This is a genomic window from Pseudomonas sp. GW821-FHT07G06 (genome assembly GCF_058986625.1).
In genome coordinates this window covers 77,605-93,529 of record NZ_JBYSVW010000015.1, presented here as the reverse complement: position 1 = coordinate 93,529, position 15,925 = coordinate 77,605, and the positions used below count along the sequence as shown (strand labels likewise).

General features: G+C 60.5%; 18 protein-coding genes. 7 read left to right on the top strand and 11 right to left on the bottom strand.

The window, feature by feature from the left end; all coding sequences use genetic code 11:
• Positions 1 to 47: 47 nt before the first annotated feature.
• The 4 genes from AC3WJW_RS22580 to AC3WJW_RS22565 all read right to left on the bottom strand — a co-directional run bounded on the left by AC3WJW_RS22580 (position 48) and on the right by AC3WJW_RS22565 (position 2,914).
• On the bottom strand, positions 48 to 551 hold the full coding sequence (locus tag AC3WJW_RS22580) for a universal stress protein (protein WP_007973551.1): 504 nt from the start codon (positions 549 to 551) through the stop codon (positions 48 to 50).
• A 95-nt stretch (positions 552 to 646) separates the two neighbouring features.
• Positions 647 to 1,552, bottom strand: a complete 906-nt coding sequence (locus AC3WJW_RS22575) for a 5'-nucleotidase (protein ID WP_493727459.1) — start codon at positions 1,550 to 1,552, stop codon at positions 647 to 649.
• A gap of 25 nt (positions 1,553 to 1,577) precedes the next feature.
• Positions 1,578 to 2,531: a putative 2-dehydropantoate 2-reductase gene (locus tag AC3WJW_RS22570; protein ID WP_493727458.1), complete on the bottom strand. Its 954-nt coding sequence runs from the start codon at positions 2,529 to 2,531 to the stop codon at positions 1,578 to 1,580.
• Positions 2,528 to 2,914, bottom strand: a complete 387-nt coding sequence (locus tag AC3WJW_RS22565; RefSeq protein ID WP_493727517.1) for a thioredoxin family protein — start codon at positions 2,912 to 2,914, stop codon at positions 2,528 to 2,530. Before AC3WJW_RS22565 ends, AC3WJW_RS22570 begins: the two co-directional genes overlap by 4 nt.
• Here AC3WJW_RS22565 and AC3WJW_RS22560 point away from each other — a divergent pair.
• Both AC3WJW_RS22560 and AC3WJW_RS22555 read left to right on the top strand, forming a co-directional pair.
• Positions 2,913 to 3,356 (top strand): PilZ domain-containing protein, encoded by a 444-nt coding sequence (locus tag AC3WJW_RS22560; protein WP_493727457.1) that lies wholly within the window; start codon positions 2,913 to 2,915, stop codon positions 3,354 to 3,356. The two genes, AC3WJW_RS22565 and AC3WJW_RS22560, sit on opposite strands and share 2 nt — an antisense overlap.
• 187 nt (positions 3,357 to 3,543) lie before the next feature.
• Positions 3,544 to 4,620: a 3-deoxy-7-phosphoheptulonate synthase gene (locus AC3WJW_RS22555; protein WP_102700329.1), complete on the top strand. Its 1,077-nt coding sequence runs from the start codon at positions 3,544 to 3,546 to the stop codon at positions 4,618 to 4,620.
• An 85-nt stretch (positions 4,621 to 4,705) separates the two neighbouring features.
• On the opposite strand, the gene AC3WJW_RS22550 is transcribed toward AC3WJW_RS22555, so the two are convergent.
• Positions 4,706 to 4,993 carry a GNAT family N-acetyltransferase gene (locus AC3WJW_RS22550; protein WP_007973562.1) on the bottom strand — a complete coding sequence of 96 codons (288 nt, stop codon included), beginning with the start codon at positions 4,991 to 4,993 and terminating at the stop codon, positions 4,706 to 4,708.
• A 641-nt stretch (positions 4,994 to 5,634) separates the two neighbouring features.
• Between AC3WJW_RS22550 and oprI the strand changes: the two genes are divergently transcribed.
• Positions 5,635 to 5,886 carry an outer membrane lipoprotei OprI gene (gene oprI, locus AC3WJW_RS22545; RefSeq protein ID WP_003199355.1) on the top strand — a complete coding sequence of 84 codons (252 nt, stop codon included), beginning with the start codon at positions 5,635 to 5,637 and terminating at the stop codon, positions 5,884 to 5,886.
• Positions 5,887 to 6,009: 123 nt separating this feature from the next.
• Here oprI and AC3WJW_RS22540 read toward each other — a convergent pair whose 3' ends face one another.
• The 3 genes from AC3WJW_RS22540 to AC3WJW_RS22530 form a co-directional block, all read right to left on the bottom strand.
• On the bottom strand, positions 6,010 to 6,984 hold the full coding sequence (locus AC3WJW_RS22540) for a L,D-transpeptidase family protein (protein ID WP_493727456.1): 975 nt from the start codon (positions 6,982 to 6,984) through the stop codon (positions 6,010 to 6,012).
• A 666-nt stretch (positions 6,985 to 7,650) separates the two neighbouring features.
• Positions 7,651 to 7,944, bottom strand: coding sequence for a hypothetical protein (locus AC3WJW_RS22535; protein ID WP_003226812.1), 294 nt, complete (start codon positions 7,942 to 7,944; stop codon positions 7,651 to 7,653).
• 56 nt (positions 7,945 to 8,000) lie between these two features.
• A complete protein-coding gene (locus AC3WJW_RS22530; RefSeq protein ID WP_007973565.1) occupies positions 8,001 to 8,606 on the bottom strand; it encodes an arylesterase in 606 nt (201 codons plus the stop codon).
• A 10-nt stretch (positions 8,607 to 8,616) separates the two neighbouring features.
• Between AC3WJW_RS22530 and AC3WJW_RS22525 the strand changes: the two genes are divergently transcribed.
• The 3 genes from AC3WJW_RS22525 to greB are packed head-to-tail and all read left to right on the top strand — an operon-like array spanning position 8,617 to position 12,336.
• Complete coding sequence (locus AC3WJW_RS22525) at positions 8,617 to 9,300, top strand: ABC transporter ATP-binding protein (RefSeq protein ID WP_218479687.1); 684 nt, start codon at positions 8,617 to 8,619, stop codon at positions 9,298 to 9,300.
• Positions 9,300 to 11,804, top strand: a complete 2,505-nt coding sequence (locus tag AC3WJW_RS22520; RefSeq protein ID WP_493727455.1) for an ABC transporter permease — start codon at positions 9,300 to 9,302, stop codon at positions 11,802 to 11,804. The genes AC3WJW_RS22525 and AC3WJW_RS22520 overlap by 1 nt, the downstream gene beginning before the upstream one ends.
• A 34-nt stretch (positions 11,805 to 11,838) precedes the next feature.
• The gene (greB, locus tag AC3WJW_RS22515; protein ID WP_007973570.1) at positions 11,839 to 12,336 is read left to right on the top strand and encodes a transcription elongation factor GreB; all 498 of its coding nucleotides are present in this window, start codon (positions 11,839 to 11,841) and stop codon (positions 12,334 to 12,336) included.
• A gap of 3 nt (positions 12,337 to 12,339) precedes the next feature.
• Here the strand turns inward: greB and AC3WJW_RS22510 are convergent, their stop codons facing one another.
• The 3 genes from AC3WJW_RS22510 to AC3WJW_RS22500 all read right to left on the bottom strand — a co-directional run bounded on the left by AC3WJW_RS22510 (position 12,340) and on the right by AC3WJW_RS22500 (position 14,856).
• Positions 12,340 to 12,648, bottom strand: a complete 309-nt coding sequence (locus AC3WJW_RS22510; protein ID WP_007973571.1) for a hypothetical protein — start codon at positions 12,646 to 12,648, stop codon at positions 12,340 to 12,342.
• Positions 12,649 to 12,896: 248 nt separating this feature from the next.
• Positions 12,897 to 13,331 carry a DoxX family protein gene (locus tag AC3WJW_RS22505; protein WP_493727454.1) on the bottom strand — a complete coding sequence of 145 codons (435 nt, stop codon included), beginning with the start codon at positions 13,329 to 13,331 and terminating at the stop codon, positions 12,897 to 12,899.
• 103 nt (positions 13,332 to 13,434) lie between these two features.
• On the bottom strand, positions 13,435 to 14,856 hold the full coding sequence (locus AC3WJW_RS22500) for an MltF family protein (RefSeq protein ID WP_493727453.1): 1,422 nt from the start codon (positions 14,854 to 14,856) through the stop codon (positions 13,435 to 13,437).
• A 225-nt stretch (positions 14,857 to 15,081) separates the two neighbouring features.
• Here AC3WJW_RS22500 and AC3WJW_RS22495 point away from each other — a divergent pair, with 225 nt between their 5' ends.
• Positions 15,082 to 15,897 carry a TatD family hydrolase gene (locus AC3WJW_RS22495; RefSeq protein WP_493727452.1) on the top strand — a complete coding sequence of 272 codons (816 nt, stop codon included), beginning with the start codon at positions 15,082 to 15,084 and terminating at the stop codon, positions 15,895 to 15,897.
• Positions 15,898 to 15,925: the final 28 nt, after the last annotated feature.

Sequence of the window (15,925 nt, the reverse complement as noted above, 5' to 3'; positions counted from 1 at the left end):
GAAGAATAAATCTAGAACTTTTTTATCAGATTGCCATTATTCGTGTCCTAGCGGTCCCCTTGACGACGACGTTGCACCAGCGGCACCAGATAGACCGGCACCTTGGACAGTTGCAACACACGGGCGGCGGTCCGGCCCAAAGGCGTTTCCGCACCCGCACCGTGGCTGTGACTTCCTACGATCAACAAATCCACGGAGAGTTTCTGCGCCTGGTCCAGAATCACCTGCGATGGGTCGCCCTGCAGCACCCTTACTGCCTGAATCCGCTCCAGATCGTGCTCCCCTTCATCCCCCAGTTCCTCACGAAAACTGTCGAGCACCCGCTGCTCGATACTGGCAATCACCGTATTCAGGCCCTGGCTGTGAAACTCGTTCAGCGCCTGTTCATCGAGATAACTTTGCAGAACCGATTCGGCAAACAACCCCATGGGCTCCACCGCATGCACGACGTACAAATTGGCATTGAAGGTGCGGGCCAGCTCCAGGGCATGCTGCATCACCACAGGCGCGTACAGGCCAAGGTCAGTGGCGTACAGCATCGAACGAATCATATGACCTCCTCGACTGCCAACATGGCGGAGATTTGATTCAGCTTAGCAGTGCCTTGGCGACTACGACGTCCGGCGCAACACATTGAACGGCGGGCTTAAACCTTTTGCTCGTTGCTTATGCCATGGGGCACATGACCGGTGGCGACGACTTCACGGGCCAATTCGCAGTGGCCGGCCTGATCATCGAAAAACACATCGGCGGCGAAGGCTTCGAGAAAGGCGGACTTGGTCAGGCCGCCGAGGAACAGCGATTCGTCGAGACGGATGTCCCACTCGCGCAACGTGCGAATCACCCGCTCATGGGCGGGCGCCGAGCGCGCCGTGACCAGCGCGGTACGGATCGGACAGGCGTCCTCCGGGAACTCGCGTTGCAACAGGTTCAGGGCCGCGAGAAAGCCCTTGAACGGCCCACCGCGCAACGGCTCGCGAGCAGCCTCACGCTCGCTGGCCTGGAATGCCTCCAGACCACCGGCCTGATAAATGCGCTCCGACTCATCGGAAAACAGCACCGCGTCTCCGTCGAAGGCAATGCGCAGCTCGTCGCTGGCCGCACGGCTGGCACCGCCAGACAGAATGGTCGCCGCGGCGAATCCGGCGTCCAGGGCATTGCGTACGTCTTCGGCGTGGGTCGAGAGAAACAGATCACAGTCAAAGGCCTTGAGGTAGGGATACGGACTACGTCCGCCGACAAATGCCGCACGGGAAATCGCCAGTCCGTAGTGGTCGATCGAATTGAATACCCGCAGCCCGGTGTCGGCGCTGTTGCGCGACACCAGAATCACCTCGACCCGGGCGCGGCCCAGGCTATTGTTGAGGTTCAGGAGTTTCTGCACCAATGGAAAAGCATCGCCGGGCGAAAGGATTTCGTCTTCGTGTTCGATCTGATATTGCCGGTAGGCTTCAACGCCGCTCGACAGATAGACCTTGTGGCTTTCGCTCAAATCAAACAGCGCCCGCGAAGAAATCGCCAGCACCAGCTTGTCGTCAATTGCCTTTGGCATGCCCTTCCCCCTCAGGTCGGTCGACTCAGGTGTTGCGTCGATCAATGAAACTCAAGCTGCGATACAAAGCCTCGATGCGCGGCATTTCACATCCCGCGGCCCTGGCGGCCGCCAGTGGTCGAGCGTAGATCGCCGACAGTTCCAGCGGCCGCTTGTGCAGGAAATCGTGGTACATGCTCGGCCAGTAGTCGGGCATTTTTTCGGTCACCATGAACAGGTGCTCGGCATACCCTGCCGGTACATCGTGCCCGCAGGCAATTGCGCCTTGCACCACTTCTGCCATCAGCGCCTTGATCAGTTCGCGACTGTCGGCATCGGCCATCAACGGTGTGGTGCTCGCCCCGAGCAAAACCGAGAGACCGTTGTAAGGGATATTCCAGACCAGTTTTTGCCAGCGCGCCTGATGCAAATTCGCCATGGCCTGGGAATCGAGGCCGGCACCGCGGAACAGACCGACGCCCTCCTCGACTATCGCAGTGCGTGTCGGCTCGTCGGCGGGACCGCTGTGATAACCCACGTGCACCGCACCCAGCGCCTGATGGGTGATGACGCCCGGCGCCTCGCGATGGACGCAGATGTAGCAGAGTCCGCCGAGCACATGCAGCGAATCGGGGAGCAACTCGCGCAGGCTGTCTTCCACGTCCAGACCATTCTGCAACAACAGTACTTTGGCATTCGGTGCCGCCGCCTGCAGGATGGCCGGTGCCAGATCTGCGTTGCTGGTGGTTTTCGCGCCCACCAGCAGCCAGTCGCAGGGCGGCATGTCTTCAGCCTTCGAGTAAGCCTGTACCGGATTCAGCTTCAGCGCACCGTGGGGCGCGCTATCGACTTGCAACCCGTGCTCGGCCACGGCGGAAAACTCGCTGCGCAGCAGAAAATGCACATCAAAACCGGCACGCGCCAGCATCACCCCGTAGAAACCGCCGATTGCGCCGGTCCCGATAATGCCGATTGTCGGCCTGGCAACTGTCCCCATCATGGCAACTCCTCTGCTGTTCGACTCAACGCCTGGCGCACGGCTCGATTGAGCTCTGTGGCGGTCAGGCGCGATTTCAGTGCTCCGAAAAACTCGCCGTCGCGAACGACAAACAGCGCCGGCAAATGAAAGACCTGATAACGCTCGACCACCCCGCCGTTATTGCCAGCATCGATCCAGCACAGTCGATCGACGGCCAGATCGAGTGTCGGCAATTGCTCGCGGGCAAAACGGCAGCTGGCGCAGCCGACACTGGTGAAAATGACCAGTGAAACACCGCTCATCGCCAGCAGCCGTTGGTCGGCGTCAAAATCGGTCAGTTCCAATTCGACCACTATACTGGGGAGAACAATGTCAGATGGCCGACACATGGAGTCTGTGTTCATGGGACGATTCATTCCTCACCCTGACGATGTGCCCGTCGAATTAACGTTGCTGAAACCTGAGTGTATTTCGCGACGGCAGCTGCACACTATCAGCCTCGGGGGCATGGCTTGCAATTATCACCGCGCGTGGCGCTACGGCACGGCACTGGAAGTACGCATGCCGACCTTTAATCCGGACATGCGCTATCTGGGCTATGTCGCCTGGTGCCTGCGGCGCAAACGCGGTTATCTGGTGGGCATCGCCTTCGTTGACGAACAAACGCTGTTCAGCGCCCGAATGGGTGAGCAGGTGTGCCAGATCGAACGCTACTGCCGCCTGCATGAGTCCCACGAAGACTTGCAGGATGTTCAGGCCCTGGCGCTCGAATGGGTCCAGGAGCATGCCGACGAGTTCTCCCACGAATCGGTGCGCAAGGCTTTTGCGCAACCTGTGCCGGAATAGGGGCGTACTTGATCGGTTTGCCCCTCACGGCAGGGAAACTGACTGCGAAAGCCCACCAAACCGGCGTCTGCCCATTGTCGAGCCACGGTGTAACGCGCTAAGGTTCGGCTCCCCGACGCGCTTAATTTGCTGTGCTCCGCCGCGCGGGTTCGCTGGCGGCCGGCACCCGTGACCTGACGAGTAAACGATGGCTGATTTACCGATCAACGACCTAAACGTCGCCTCCAACGAGACGCTGATCACTCCCGATCAGCTCAAGCGCGATATTCCCCTGAGCGACGCCGCACTGCGCACCGTCACCAAGGGCCGCGAAGTCATTCGCAACATCCTGGATGGCACCGACCACCGCCTGTTCGTCGTCATCGGGCCTTGCTCGATCCACGACATCAAGGCCGCCCACGAATATGCCGAGCGCCTGAAGGTTCTCGCTGCCGACGTGTCCGATACCCTGTATCTGGTCATGCGCGTGTATTTCGAGAAGCCACGTACCACCGTCGGCTGGAAAGGCTTGATCAACGACCCGTACCTGGACGACTCGTTCAAGATCCAGGATGGCTTGCACATCGGTCGCCAGTTGCTGCTGGACCTGGCCGAAAAAGGCCTGCCAACCGCCACCGAAGCCCTCGACCCGATCTCCCCGCAGTACCTGCAGGACCTGATCAGCTGGTCGGCCATCGGCGCGCGCACCACCGAATCCCAGACTCACCGTGAAATGGCGTCCGGCCTGTCCTCGGCCGTCGGCTTCAAGAACGGTACCGATGGCGGCCTGACGGTGGCGATCAACGCCCTGCAGTCGGTTTCCAGCCCGCACCGCTTCCTGGGCATCAACCAGGAAGGTGGCGTCTCCATCGTGACGACCAAGGGCAACGCCTACGGTCACGTGGTGCTGCGTGGCGGCAACGGCAAGCCGAACTATGACTCGGTCAGCGTTGCGCTTTGCGAGCAGGCACTGAACAAGGCGAAGATCAAGCCGAACATCATGGTCGATTGCAGCCACGCCAACTCCAACAAGGATCCGGCCCTGCAACCGCTGGTGATGGAGAATGTCGCCAACCAGATCCTCGAAGGCAACAAGTCGATCATCGGCCTGATGGTTGAAAGCCACCTGAACTGGGGTGCCCAGGCGATCCCGAAAGACCTCGCCGACCTGCAGTACGGCGTGTCGATCACCGACGCCTGCATCGACTGGACCGCGACCGAAAACACCTTGCGCAGCATGCATGCCAAGCTCAAGGATGTGCTGCCGAAACGCGATCGCAGCTGATCGCCTGTCGGCCTGATCAAAAAGCGCACACAAAAAAACGCCGGGTAGAACCCGGCGTTTTTTTGTGCATTCGATTGACTGAAGGTCACTGACTCAGCTTGGCCGCATGCCGCTGGTGACGCTCCATGTAGCGCTCGACGTAGGAGCACGATGGAATGACGGTGTAGCCCATTTCGTCAGCGTACTCCAGCGCCTTCTCGGTCAAGGCTGCCGCAATACCGCGACCACGCAATGCGTTGGGCACGAAGGTGCGATAGATATCCAGGGTCTGTTTCCCCAGATCCATATAGGTCAGATAGGCACGATGACCGTCCACATTGGTCTCGAACTGATGACCAGCCTGGTCATGGTGGATGGACAACGCCTCGCTCATCACTACTCCTCGCGGGTCTGGAATTCCGACCCCTACCTTACCGATGTTTTTCCGGCGAAGGAACATCTACGCCACCCCGTGCCTGAATGGACACCGAGAAGAACCGCACCGATCTCGCGCTACCGAGCACGTACAAATAGTAGGCACCATTGGCAGAAATGCTCAAGGTGCGCTCGTCATCATGCCGGTTGGCGGGTGCTGCTCCGTAATCACGCAGGAATGGCTCGACCGAAGGTCACTCCGGGTCGATAGCCTGAACATTGCCGGATGTTGAGACTTAAGACGAGCGCCCGTTGTTAAAGTCACCTGAACATCGAGAAAGATAGTGAGAGGCGCCACGCAAAAGCCGAACAAAAGTGTAGACGAATCCATATAGGCGGACTTTAGCCAGCCGGGGAAAAAGAGCGCTGTGCCGAAGGAACTTTTTCTCGGCAGTTCGCTCAGCCACGGGCCTTGCAGCTGGATATTTTTTAAACAGTTCAGTTAAAAGTTGCTCGAAAAAGAATCAACGCCTACAATTTTTTTTGCTTCTTGCTTCACGTCAGTTTTACTTACTACAAGTAATGGGTAGTATGTACGCCGGCTATTTCCTCAATCGGAGGAGATAGCTACTTAATAGAAAGTCCTTGAAGGGGAACACGATGAACAACGTTCTGAAATTCTCTGCTCTGGCTCTGGCCGCAGTTCTGGCTACCGGTTGCAGCAGCGCATCGAAAGAAACCGAAGCACGTCTGACCGCTACTGAAGACGCAGCTGCTCGCTCCCAGGCTCGTGCAGACGAAGCTTACCGTAAAGCTGATGAAGCTCTGGCTGCTGCTCAAAAAGCACAACAGACTGCTGACGAAGCTAACGAGCGTGCTCTGCGCATGCTGGACAAAGCTAGCCGCAAGTAATAATCCTTCGGGATTGTTATCAAGCCGACCCATTTTTTGGGTCGGCTTTTTTATTGCCCGACGTTTCTCCAGGCAATAAAAAACCCGTCGACGCGGCTTGCGTCGACGGGCTCCTGACCCGCGTTACTGCAGCGGATCGATCGGCGTGCTCGACACCATCGGCGCGACGCCGTTGCCCGGCACAGCGATCTCTACCGGCAGGCCGTCTTCAGCGGCCACCACGTCCCGCACCACATCCCAGTTCATGCGCAGGTTGTTGGTGATGTCTTCACGCTTGAGCATCGCATTGATGACCGCTGTGTGCTTGTCGACCACCGACGGGTTGCCCTTGTCGTCCAGCGGCGTATGCGCCTCCAGATAGACCTTGCCGCCACTCATGCCGAACTTGTACGGGTCGTTGATGATCCGTACCGAGGTACCGACCGGCACCATGCCGGCCATTTCCAGCACGTTGTTGTTGAACATGCGGAAGCAACCGTGGCTGGTGCGCATGCCGATACCGAATTTCTTGTTCGAACCGTGGATCAGGTAGCCCGGTGTGCCCAGGGTGAACTTGAACGGGCCCAGCGGGTTGTCTGGGCCTGCCGGCACGACGTTGGGCAGCGGATCACCGTCTGCCGCGTGCTCGGCCTTGATCGAGGCCGGAGGCGTCCAGGTCGGGTTAGGCGTCTTGGCGGTGATGCTGGTGTGGGCAATCGGCGAGCCCCAGCCTTCACGACCGATGCCCAGCGGGAACGTGTACACCACGTTCTTGCCTTTCGGGAAGTAGTAGAGACGGTACTCGGCCAGGTTGATCACGATGCCTTCACGCGGGCCTGGTGGCAGGATGAAGCGGGTCGGCAGAATGATTTCCGTGCCGGCGCCCGGCAACCATGCATCGACACCCGGGTTGGCCGCGACCATTTCCGTGTAGCCCAGGTCATAGGCAGTACCAAGGTCGGCGAACGTGTCTTCGTACTTGGCCTTGATCACCTGCACCTGGCCGATGATGTCCTCACCGGGCGGTGGCAGGGGAAACTCCAATGCTGCAACAGGACCGGCCACAAAAAGGGCGGCAAGAGTCAGGCAGCGGGTGACGGCAGGAAAGCGCGGCAACATCCGGAAAATCCTTCGCATGATCAACAGAGGGTATAAGAACGCGATTGTACACTGCCGTCCGTTATTTCGGGGAGATGGCCCGATTGCAGGCAATGCAAGGCGGTAATGGCCACTCGGAACGTGGTCCTGATGCGTGCGTGTTTCCCTGTAGGAGCTGCCGCAGGCTGCGATCTTTTGATTTTGATTTGTGACAATGTCGAAGAGGCGCAATATCAAGATCAAGATCAAAAGATCGCAGCCTTCGGCAGCTCCTACAGGGGGAATGCGTTTAGCCGAAAGAGATTGGTCGGCCCACATACAGCCCCACCATCCAACAGGCCGAGCGTTAGCTCGCCTGCAGCTCTTGATCTTGATCCACCCGCCCCCTCGGCAGGCTGAGCGGAGGTGTTCATCCGGGGATGGGCGCGCAGCGCCGTTCGACGCAGTCGAACTCATTGCATGTAGGTCGAAGCGAAGCCGACCGGAGGGCAATGCCCCCGGATGAATACCGCAGCGAAGGTACCCCGAGCCTCAGCGAGGGGCCGTACGTTCGGGGCGAGCGTTTTTTGCTTCCTTTTTTAGGCGCTTGTAAAAAAGGGAGTCGCCGTAAGGGCGAAACCATAAGCCGCCGTTACCTAAAAAACGGATATGTACACAGTCAGTAAAAGACAAGCGCACAACTACGGATCAAAGCTCAAACCGCAATTCAGGCCAGATCGGCGACGTCCCCCGCTTCTGCGACTCAAGAATCGCCCGGCACAACGAACACAGCCGCTGATCCTGAAACACCCGGCGATCAACACTCGACCAGCGCGGTTGCGCCGGCAACAGGCTGCCGCACAGGGTCCGGTCGGCCGAGCCGCCCAACTCCAGCTGACGGGTCACCAGATGCACCCGCACTTCCTGGCAGGCGAACAGATCCAGCTGTTCGTCAGGCTCGATCAGTTGATAGGCAAAGAGTGACCAGGCGGGACGCGGCATCGGGGGCTCCAAATCGGGGGCGCCACCTTAGCCGAAAGCCTGCGTCTAGAAAAGTGTCATAACAGCGGTTTTAGAGTAGGCCAGACATTTTCCAGCAACTTGTCCTGGGCCCCGGCCGCCGGGTGTATGCCATCGGCCTGCATCAACTCCGGATGACCGCCCACGCCATCGAGGAAAAACGGCACCAGCGGGATCTTTTTCTCATCGGCCAGGTTGCTGTAGACCTCGGCGAACGCCTTGGTGTATCGCGCACCGTAATTGGGTGGCAATTGCATGCCGAGCAACAGCACCTTGGCACCGCTGGCCCGGGAGCTGTCGATCATCGAGGCAAGATTTTGTTGCAATTGAGTTGGCAGCAAGCCGCGCAGGCCGTCATTCCCCCCCAACTCGAGGATCACCAGTTCCGGTTTATGCTCTGCAAGCAGCGCGGGCAGGCGCGCCTGGCCTCCGGCACTGGTGTCGCCACTGATGGACGCATTGATCACCTTGTCGTCAAAACCTTCGCGCCTGAGACGCTGTTCAAGCAGCGACACCCACCCCAGCCGGGTATCCAGCCCGAAACCGGCGCTGATACTATCGCCAACGATCAGGACTGTACCCGCCGCTGCGTTTTGGGCCATGCACATCAAGGCCAGGCCAGCACTCAAAAACCAGACACGCATCGGACTCTCCATGGGCGCAAGCATTCTCATCGCGAAGGACCTTAGCAAAGTGGTTCCCAGCGCGGAAGGTGAACTGACCATCCTGCACGAACTCAGCCTGGAACTGAACAAGGGCGACAGCCTGGCCATCGTCGGCGCTTCCGGTTCCGGCAAATCCACCCTGCTGGGCCTGCTCGCCGGTCTCGACCTGCCGAGCAGCGGCGAAGTCACCCTCGCCGGGCAAGGCCTGAGCAACCTCGATGAGGACCAGCGTGCGCGCATCCGCGCCGAGCACGTGGGTTTTGTCTTTCAATCGTTTCAGCTGCTCGACAGTCTCAATGCCCTGGAAAACGTCATGCTGCCGCTGGAACTCGATGGTCGCAAAGACGCCCGCGAACGCGCCACCCAATTGCTCCAACGTGTAGGCCTGGGCCAACGCCTGACGCATTCGCCGCGCCAGCTCTCCGGGGGCGAGCAACAACGCGTGGCGATTGCCCGCGCGTTTGCCGCCGAACCCGATGTGCTGTTCGCCGACGAACCGACCGGCAACCTCGACAGCCACACCGGCGAGCGCATCAGCGACCTGCTGTTCGAACTCAACAAGGAACGCGGCACGACCCTGGTGCTGGTGACCCACGATGAACGCCTGGCCCATCGGTGCCGGCGCCTGATCCGTCTTGAAGCCGGCCTGCTGGTCGCCCCTGTGGAGCCTTGATGGTACGCCTGCCGCTGTTGCGCCTGTTCAGTCTCGCCATCCGCCAATTGCTGCGCGACGCCCGCGCCGGTGAATTGCGCGTATTGTTTTTTGCCTTGCTGGTGGCCGTGGCCGCGAGCACTGCCATTGGCTATTTCGGCGCCCGCCTGAATGGCGCCATGATGCTGCGCGCCACTGAGTTTCTCGGCGCCGACCTGCTCCTCGAAGGCAGTTCGCCCGCACGCCCCGAACAGATAAGAAGCGGCACCGAGCTGGGACTGCAACATGCGCAGGTGGTGGAGTTTTCCAGCGTTATCGCCACCGACAACGGCATCCAGTTGTCCAGCATCAAGGCGGCCGATGACACCTACCCGCTACGCGGCGAACTGAAAAGCGCGTCCGCCCCGTTCGCCACGGAAAGCGCCGGTGGCGGACCGCTACCCGGTGAAGCCTGGGTCGAGGCACGCCTGCTGACCGCCCTGGACCTGAAGATCGGCGACAGCATCGATGTCGGCATGAAAACCTTGAAACTGGCGCGGGTGCTGACGTACGAACCCGACCGCGCCGGCAATTTCTACAGTCTGACGCCGCGGGTGCTGATCAATCTCGGCGACCTTGAGGCAACCGGCGTGGTGCAACCCGGCAGCCGGGTCAGCTATCGCGAATTATGGCGAGGCAATGCCCAGGCACTCGAGACGTATCGGCAACTGATCAAACCGGGACTCGCCGCCAACCAGCGCTTGCAGGACGCCCGGGATGGCAACCGGCAGATCGGCGGCGCCCTGGGCAAGGCCGAACGCTACCTGAACATGGCCAGCCTGGTGGCAGTGTTGCTGTCCGGCGTGGCGGTGGCGTTGTCGGCGACCCGCTTCGCCACCCGCCGATTCGATGCCAGTGCCTTGCTGCGCTGCCTCGGACTGTCGCGCCGGGAAACCCTGGTCTTGTTCAGCCTGCAACTGACTGTGCTCGGGTTGCTGGCCAGCATCAGCGGCGCCCTCCTCGGCTGGCTCGCGCAGCTGGGGTTGTTTGCCCTGCTGCACGACTTGCTGCCGACCGACGTACCTCCGGGCGGACTGTTTCCGGCCGTCGCCGGGATCGGCACCGGACTGGTGGCCCTGGCCGGTTTCGCCCTGCCGCCGCTGGCGGCGCTGGGCCGGGTTCCGCCATTGCGCGTGCTGCGCCGGGACATGCTGCCAATCCCTTCCAGCACCTGGATGGTCTACGGTGCAGCGCTGGGCGCCCTCGCCCTGATCATGTGGCGCCTGAGCCTGGACCTGGTGCTGACCTTTGCCCTGCTCGGCGGTGGCGTGATTGCAGCGCTGGTGCTGGGCGGCTTGTTACTGCTGCTGTTGAAGAGTCTGCGGCGCTTGCTCGCGCGTGCGTCCTTGCCCTGGCGCCTGGGACTCGGGCAATTGCTACGTCATCCGCTCGCTGCCGCGGGCCAGTCCCTGGCGTTCGGCCTGATCCTGCTGTCGATGGCGCTGATTGCACTGCTGCGCGGCGAACTGCTGGATACCTGGCAGAACCAGCTGCCGAAAAACGCCCCCAATTACTTCGCCCTGAACATCCTGCCTGCGGATAAACAGGCCTTCACCGATCACCTGATCGCCGTGTCGGCAAAATCGGCACCCTTGTACCCGGTGGTGCCGGGGCGCTTGATCAGTATCAACGGCGAACCGGTGCAGCAGATCGTCACCAAGGAATCAGCCGGCGACCGGGCGATCCAGCGCGACCTGAGCCTGACCTGGGCCGCGGACCTGCCGGAGGGCAACAAGCTCACGGCGGGCAATTGGTGGAACGAACAAACGCCAGACGATGTTCCCGGCGTGTCGGTGGAAGGCAAGGTCGCTGAAAGCCTGAAACTCAAGCTCGGCGACCACCTGGTCTTCAGCGTGGGCGGGGTCAATCGCGAGGCGAAGGTCACCAGCCTGCGGGAGATCAACTGGGACAACTTCCAGCCGAACTTTTTCATGATCTTCCAACCCGGCACCCTCAAGGATCTGCCGGCGACTTACCTGACCAGCTTCTATCTGGCACCGGGTCATGACCAACAGATCGTCGACCTGTCCAGAGCCTTCCCGGCGGTGACGATCCTGCAGGTCGAAGCCTTGCTGGAACAACTGCGCAGCATCCTCGCCCAGGTCACCCTGGCGGTGGAGTACGTATTGCTGTTTGTGTTGGCGGCGGGGATGGCGGTGCTGTTTTCCGGCCTGCAGGCGACACTGGACGAACGCATTCGCCAGGGCGCGCTGCTGCGCGCACTGGGGGCTGAACGGCAACTGCTGGTCAAGGCGCGACGCATCGAGTTCGGTTTGCTGGGGGCGGTCAGCGGTTTGCTGGCGGCATTGGGCTCGGAACTGGTGAGCCTGGTGCTCTACCGTTATGCCTTTGACCTGCCATGGCATCCGCATCCCTGGCTGTTGCTGCTGCCACTGCTGGGCGCGGTGCTGATCGGCGGTGCCGGGGTGTTCGGCACCCGTCGGGCATTGAACGCCAGCCCGCTGACAGTCTTGCGCGAGGGTTGATAGACTCCAGCCGTCTCCACCACAAGAAGTTGCCATGAGCCGTTACCGCCCTCCCCGCACCGCCGGCACCGCGCTGATCACCCCCGAGGGTGAAGCGCGGATGCGCGCCGAATTCCATGAGCTGTGGCATGTGCGTCGCCCCCAGGTGACCCAGGCTGTCAGCGAAGCCGCGGCACAGGGTGATCGCTCGGAGAACGCCGAGTACACCTACGGCAAAAAGATGCTGCGAGAGATCGACAGCCGCGTGCGTTTTCTCACCAAACGCCTGGAAGCGCTCAAGGTTGTCAGCGAAAAACCCAGCGATCCCAACAAGGTCTATTTCGGCGCCTGGGTCACGATCGAGGATGAGGATGGCAAGGAGTCGCGCTACCGCATTGTCGGGCCGGATGAACTGGACCTCAAACAAGGCCTGATCAGCATTGACTCGCCATTGGCCCGAGCCCTGATCGGCAAGGCACTGGACGCCGAAGTCCGGGTCCAGACACCGACCGGTGAGCAATGTGTTTATATCGTGGCGATCGACTACCCGTAAAACTCAAGGGCGGGTGATCAGCCCTTGCCGGGCAACGCGGGTCAGTTGCCTGATCACCTCGGGAGCGTCTTCGAGGCTGGGGGATTGAATCACTGCCAGATCAAAACTGTCGTCGGCGAAACGCGCGAGCGACTCACCGTCTTCGACAAACTGGATCAGAAAGGCAGCGGGACCGCCGGTACGACGGGGCCAGCCATCGAGATAACGCAAGAGCGTCGGCTGATGTTTGCCGCCAAGCAGGATTTTTGGATTGCGCTGGGTGAGATGTGCCGTGATCGGCGCGGGACGTACAACCGGGTTTAGTGCATTCATTGTGTCGTGTCTCTGCCTCAAAAGTCTGCATGGCAGGTGAGAGGCAACACCGAACCAGCGCTTTAGCGGTATTTCGAAGCCTGTTCCGGCTTCTATCGGCAACTGGATGAGTCACCTGGCGCCCCGCAAGTAGCTGTTTAAATCGGCGCATGAGCAACATCCTAGAGAAGCTGACTGGACAGTGTCAAGAATGACGCTCAACAAAAAAGGCCCGCATGATGCGGGCCTTTTTTGTTGAGCCAGAGCGGTCAACCGGCGATGACACGGTCCGCCGAGAGTTTGCCCGCACCTTCGATCAATACCGCGATACTGCCACCGAGCAGGGCCAGGGCGAATTCATATCCGTTGTTGGCCATGAACAGACCGTTGCTGATGTGCACCGTGAAAATCGCGACCAGCGACAGGAAGATCAAGCCCAATGCAGCCGGGCGAACCAGCAGGCCGATGATCAGCGCCAGGCCGGCGAAGAATTCGGTGCCGCCCGCCAGTGCCGCCATCAGGTAACCCGGCGTCAATCCGAGGCTTTCCATGTACTGCGCGGTTCCGGCCAGACCATAACCACCGAATGCCCCGAAGAGTTTTTGCGCGCCGTGAGCGGAGAAAACAATGCCGACCACGATGCGCAGAACGGTCAGGCCGTAGCCGGCGCGGGTAAACAGTACCTTGTTGATCAGAGTGCTCATGCTGTTTCATTCCTTGTCAGTGTGTGTTGGTTGGTCGCCATATTAATCAATAAATCACATGTTAAAAGCGTAAAAAACCCACCATTACAATCAGATTAGTTGATCATTTGCGAGAAACAACCTTTTGTCCCTGGGGCTCCAACGACTCCCGCTCCCGGTCGAACGCCAAGTAATACTTGTTCACGCTATTAACATAGCTGACGGGCCCCATCCCCACCTGCTCCATGGCCACGCGTTCGACCTGGAAGAACCACTGGTTGGGATTCAAGCCTCGCCGCCGGGCTTCGGTGCGCATGCCCTGAACCCGCTCCGGTCCGATGTTGTAGGCCGCCAGCACGAAGGCCATGCGTTCGCGCTCGTTGAGTTTCGGGCTGGCAAAGAACTTGCGCCGGATCATCGCCAGGTACTTGGCACCGGCCTGCACATTGCCGTCTACGTCCTGAATATTGCTGACCCCCACCCGCTGCGCCGCAGAAGGCGTGATCTGCATCAGGCCGGTCGGGCTGCCGCCACTGCGGGCGGTGGGCTGCAACGCTGACTCCTTGAAGGCCAGCGCCGCCAGGTTCAGCCAGTCCATGCCTTGGGCATCGGCGTGTTTCTGCAGCACCGGGCGCAGTTTTTCCAGGCGCTGCCGGTCCGCCTTGGCCAGTGGATAGTGCACTTGATAGAGACGACGATAGATGCGCAGGAATGCAGCGTCCTGATCCGATGGTTTTTTGTAGACGGTGAGGAAGCGATTAATGCTGGCCCGCAGCATCGACGCATCGCGGCGCACGAACCAGAACTCTTCGCCCGGCTCACTGATGACGACCTGCTTGTCGAAACGCAGCTTGGGCAGGATCTTGCCCCAGCGTTCGGCAATCGGCTGCTCGACGATGGTCAGGTGAAAGATACCGCCCTGGACCATCTCCAGTACGTCCTCGACAGCAAGGCTCGGATCGACCCACTCGACGTTGACCGGTGGCAGTTTGTGCAGGGCGAGCTTTTGATTGATCTGGCTGACGGCATCCCCGGCGGCGCTGCCGGCGGGTAGCGCCAGGGTCTTGCCGGAGAGCTGTTCAAGCCGGGTGTAGCGACGTTCGCCCTTGATGCCCACCAGGACCAACGGGATGTTGCTGGCAACCGGCTCACTGGTGCTGACGGCGAAGCCCGGTTGCAGATCGAGCAACTCGCCTGGCGCCACCAGATCGCCCTCCCCGCGCTGCAAGGCGCCGAGCAGTTGATCCTTGGCCTTGGGAATGATCTTGAGGGTGATTTCCTGACCGTCACGGGCGTGGCCGTTGAGGTATTGCTCGAACGCTCTCAGGCGATGGTATTCAACCCCGATCGCCTGCCCCTGGACTTCGCCGGAACTGTTGCGACTCTGGTTGACCAGCACCCGCAGCACACGACTGCTGCGGATCTGCGCCAGGTCGCGCACCTCGCTGGCCGGTACGGCTTGCAGCGGCCCGGGCAGACGCGCGACCGCCGTCATCGGCAATAGCAGCGAACAACACAGCAGTAGCAAAACCGAGGGACGAATCATCCACTCTCCGGAAAGAATACGGGGGCCGCTTCAATGAAGCGCGGCGACAAAAACAGGGCGCCCAGGGCGCTGACAACGTGCGAAAGACTGGCACAATGATGGCAAAACTACCAACCCAGCCTGGTCCGCGGCTCAAGAGACAGCGTTAACCCGTTGTAGTTCTTGGCTTTTCTTATAAATCCACGGCTCTGATATGCTTTCCGGCCTTTGAGCCGAGGTAGCACCATGCAACTCATCGATATCGGCGTCAACCTGACCAACGCCAGTTTTGCCGACAAACACCAGGCCGTACTCGACCGCGCCTACGCGGCCGGCGTGTGCCAACTGGTGCTGACCGGCACCAGTGTCGAGGGCAGCGAACAGGCCCTTGAGCTGTGCCAGCAACTGGACGCAAGCAATCAGCGCCTGTTTGCCACCGCCGGTATTCACCCTCACTGCGCCAGCGACTGGAACGCCGACAGCGCCCGCCGTCTGCGCAGCTTGCTCAACGAACCGAATGTGGTGGCCGTGGGTGAATGCGGGCTGGATTTCAACCGTGATTTCTCGCCGCGCCCGCAGCAGGAAAAGGTCCTCGAAGAACATCTGGCCTTGGCCGTCGAATTGCAGCTGCCGGTTTTTCTGCACGAACGTGACGCCAGCCAGCGTTTGCTGGAGATCCTGCGCGACTTCCGCGACCAATTGCCGGCCGCGGTGGTGCACTGTTTCACCGGGGAGCAGAAGGCGCTGTTCAGCTACCTCGACCTCGACTTGCACATCGGCATTACCGGCTGGATCTGCGACGAGCGCCGGGGCACGCATTTGCATCCGCTGGTCAAGGAGATCAAGCGCGGACGCCTGATGCTCGAAAGCGATGCACCGTACCTGCTGCCGCGCAGCCTGCGCCCCAAGCCGAAAAACGGGCGAAACGAGCCGGCCTACCTGACCGAAGTATTGCGCGAAGTGGCACTGCATCGCGGAGAAAGCCAGGAGGACCTGGCGGCACACACCACAGCCTGTGCACGCGCGTTTTATGGCCTGCCATTGATCTCCTGTTCACCATAAATCCCTGTGGGAGCGAGCTTGCTCGCGA

Excerpts from the sequence above, each read along its gene's own strand:
- AC3WJW_RS22535 (WP_003226812.1), bottom strand. The coding sequence starts at position 7,944 with ATGCCGCGTCCCGCCTGGTCACTCTTTGCCTATCAACTGATCGAGCCT.
- greB (WP_007973570.1), top strand. The coding sequence starts at position 11,839 with ATGAGCCGTTACCGCCCTCCCCGCACCGCCGGCACCGCGCTGATCACC.
- AC3WJW_RS22575 (WP_493727459.1), bottom strand. The coding sequence starts at position 1,552 with ATGCCAAAGGCAATTGACGACAAGCTGGTGCTGGCGATTTCTTCGCGG.
- AC3WJW_RS22540 (WP_493727456.1), bottom strand. The coding sequence starts at position 6,984 with ATGTTGCCGCGCTTTCCTGCCGTCACCCGCTGCCTGACTCTTGCCGCC.
- AC3WJW_RS22525 (WP_218479687.1), top strand. The coding sequence starts at position 8,617 with ATGGGCGCAAGCATTCTCATCGCGAAGGACCTTAGCAAAGTGGTTCCC.
- AC3WJW_RS22560 (WP_493727457.1), top strand. The coding sequence starts at position 2,913 with ATGGGACGATTCATTCCTCACCCTGACGATGTGCCCGTCGAATTAACG.
- AC3WJW_RS22565 (WP_493727517.1), bottom strand. The coding sequence starts at position 2,914 with ATGAACACAGACTCCATGTGTCGGCCATCTGACATTGTTCTCCCCAGT.
- AC3WJW_RS22520 (WP_493727455.1), top strand. The coding sequence starts at position 9,300 with ATGGTACGCCTGCCGCTGTTGCGCCTGTTCAGTCTCGCCATCCGCCAA.
- AC3WJW_RS22580 (WP_007973551.1), bottom strand. The coding sequence starts at position 551 with ATGATTCGTTCGATGCTGTACGCCACTGACCTTGGCCTGTACGCGCCT.
- AC3WJW_RS22530 (WP_007973565.1), bottom strand. The coding sequence starts at position 8,606 with ATGCGTGTCTGGTTTTTGAGTGCTGGCCTGGCCTTGATGTGCATGGCC.
- AC3WJW_RS22500 (WP_493727453.1), bottom strand. The coding sequence starts at position 14,856 with ATGATTCGTCCCTCGGTTTTGCTACTGCTGTGTTGTTCGCTGCTATTG.
- AC3WJW_RS22570 (WP_493727458.1), bottom strand. The coding sequence starts at position 2,531 with ATGATGGGGACAGTTGCCAGGCCGACAATCGGCATTATCGGGACCGGC.
- AC3WJW_RS22555 (WP_102700329.1), top strand. The coding sequence starts at position 3,544 with ATGGCTGATTTACCGATCAACGACCTAAACGTCGCCTCCAACGAGACG.
- oprI (WP_003199355.1), top strand. The coding sequence starts at position 5,635 with ATGAACAACGTTCTGAAATTCTCTGCTCTGGCTCTGGCCGCAGTTCTG.
- AC3WJW_RS22550 (WP_007973562.1), bottom strand. The coding sequence starts at position 4,993 with ATGAGCGAGGCGTTGTCCATCCACCATGACCAGGCTGGTCATCAGTTC.
- AC3WJW_RS22495 (WP_493727452.1), top strand. The coding sequence starts at position 15,082 with ATGCAACTCATCGATATCGGCGTCAACCTGACCAACGCCAGTTTTGCC.
- AC3WJW_RS22510 (WP_007973571.1), bottom strand. The coding sequence starts at position 12,648 with ATGAATGCACTAAACCCGGTTGTACGTCCCGCGCCGATCACGGCACAT.
- AC3WJW_RS22505 (WP_493727454.1), bottom strand. The coding sequence starts at position 13,331 with ATGAGCACTCTGATCAACAAGGTACTGTTTACCCGCGCCGGCTACGGC.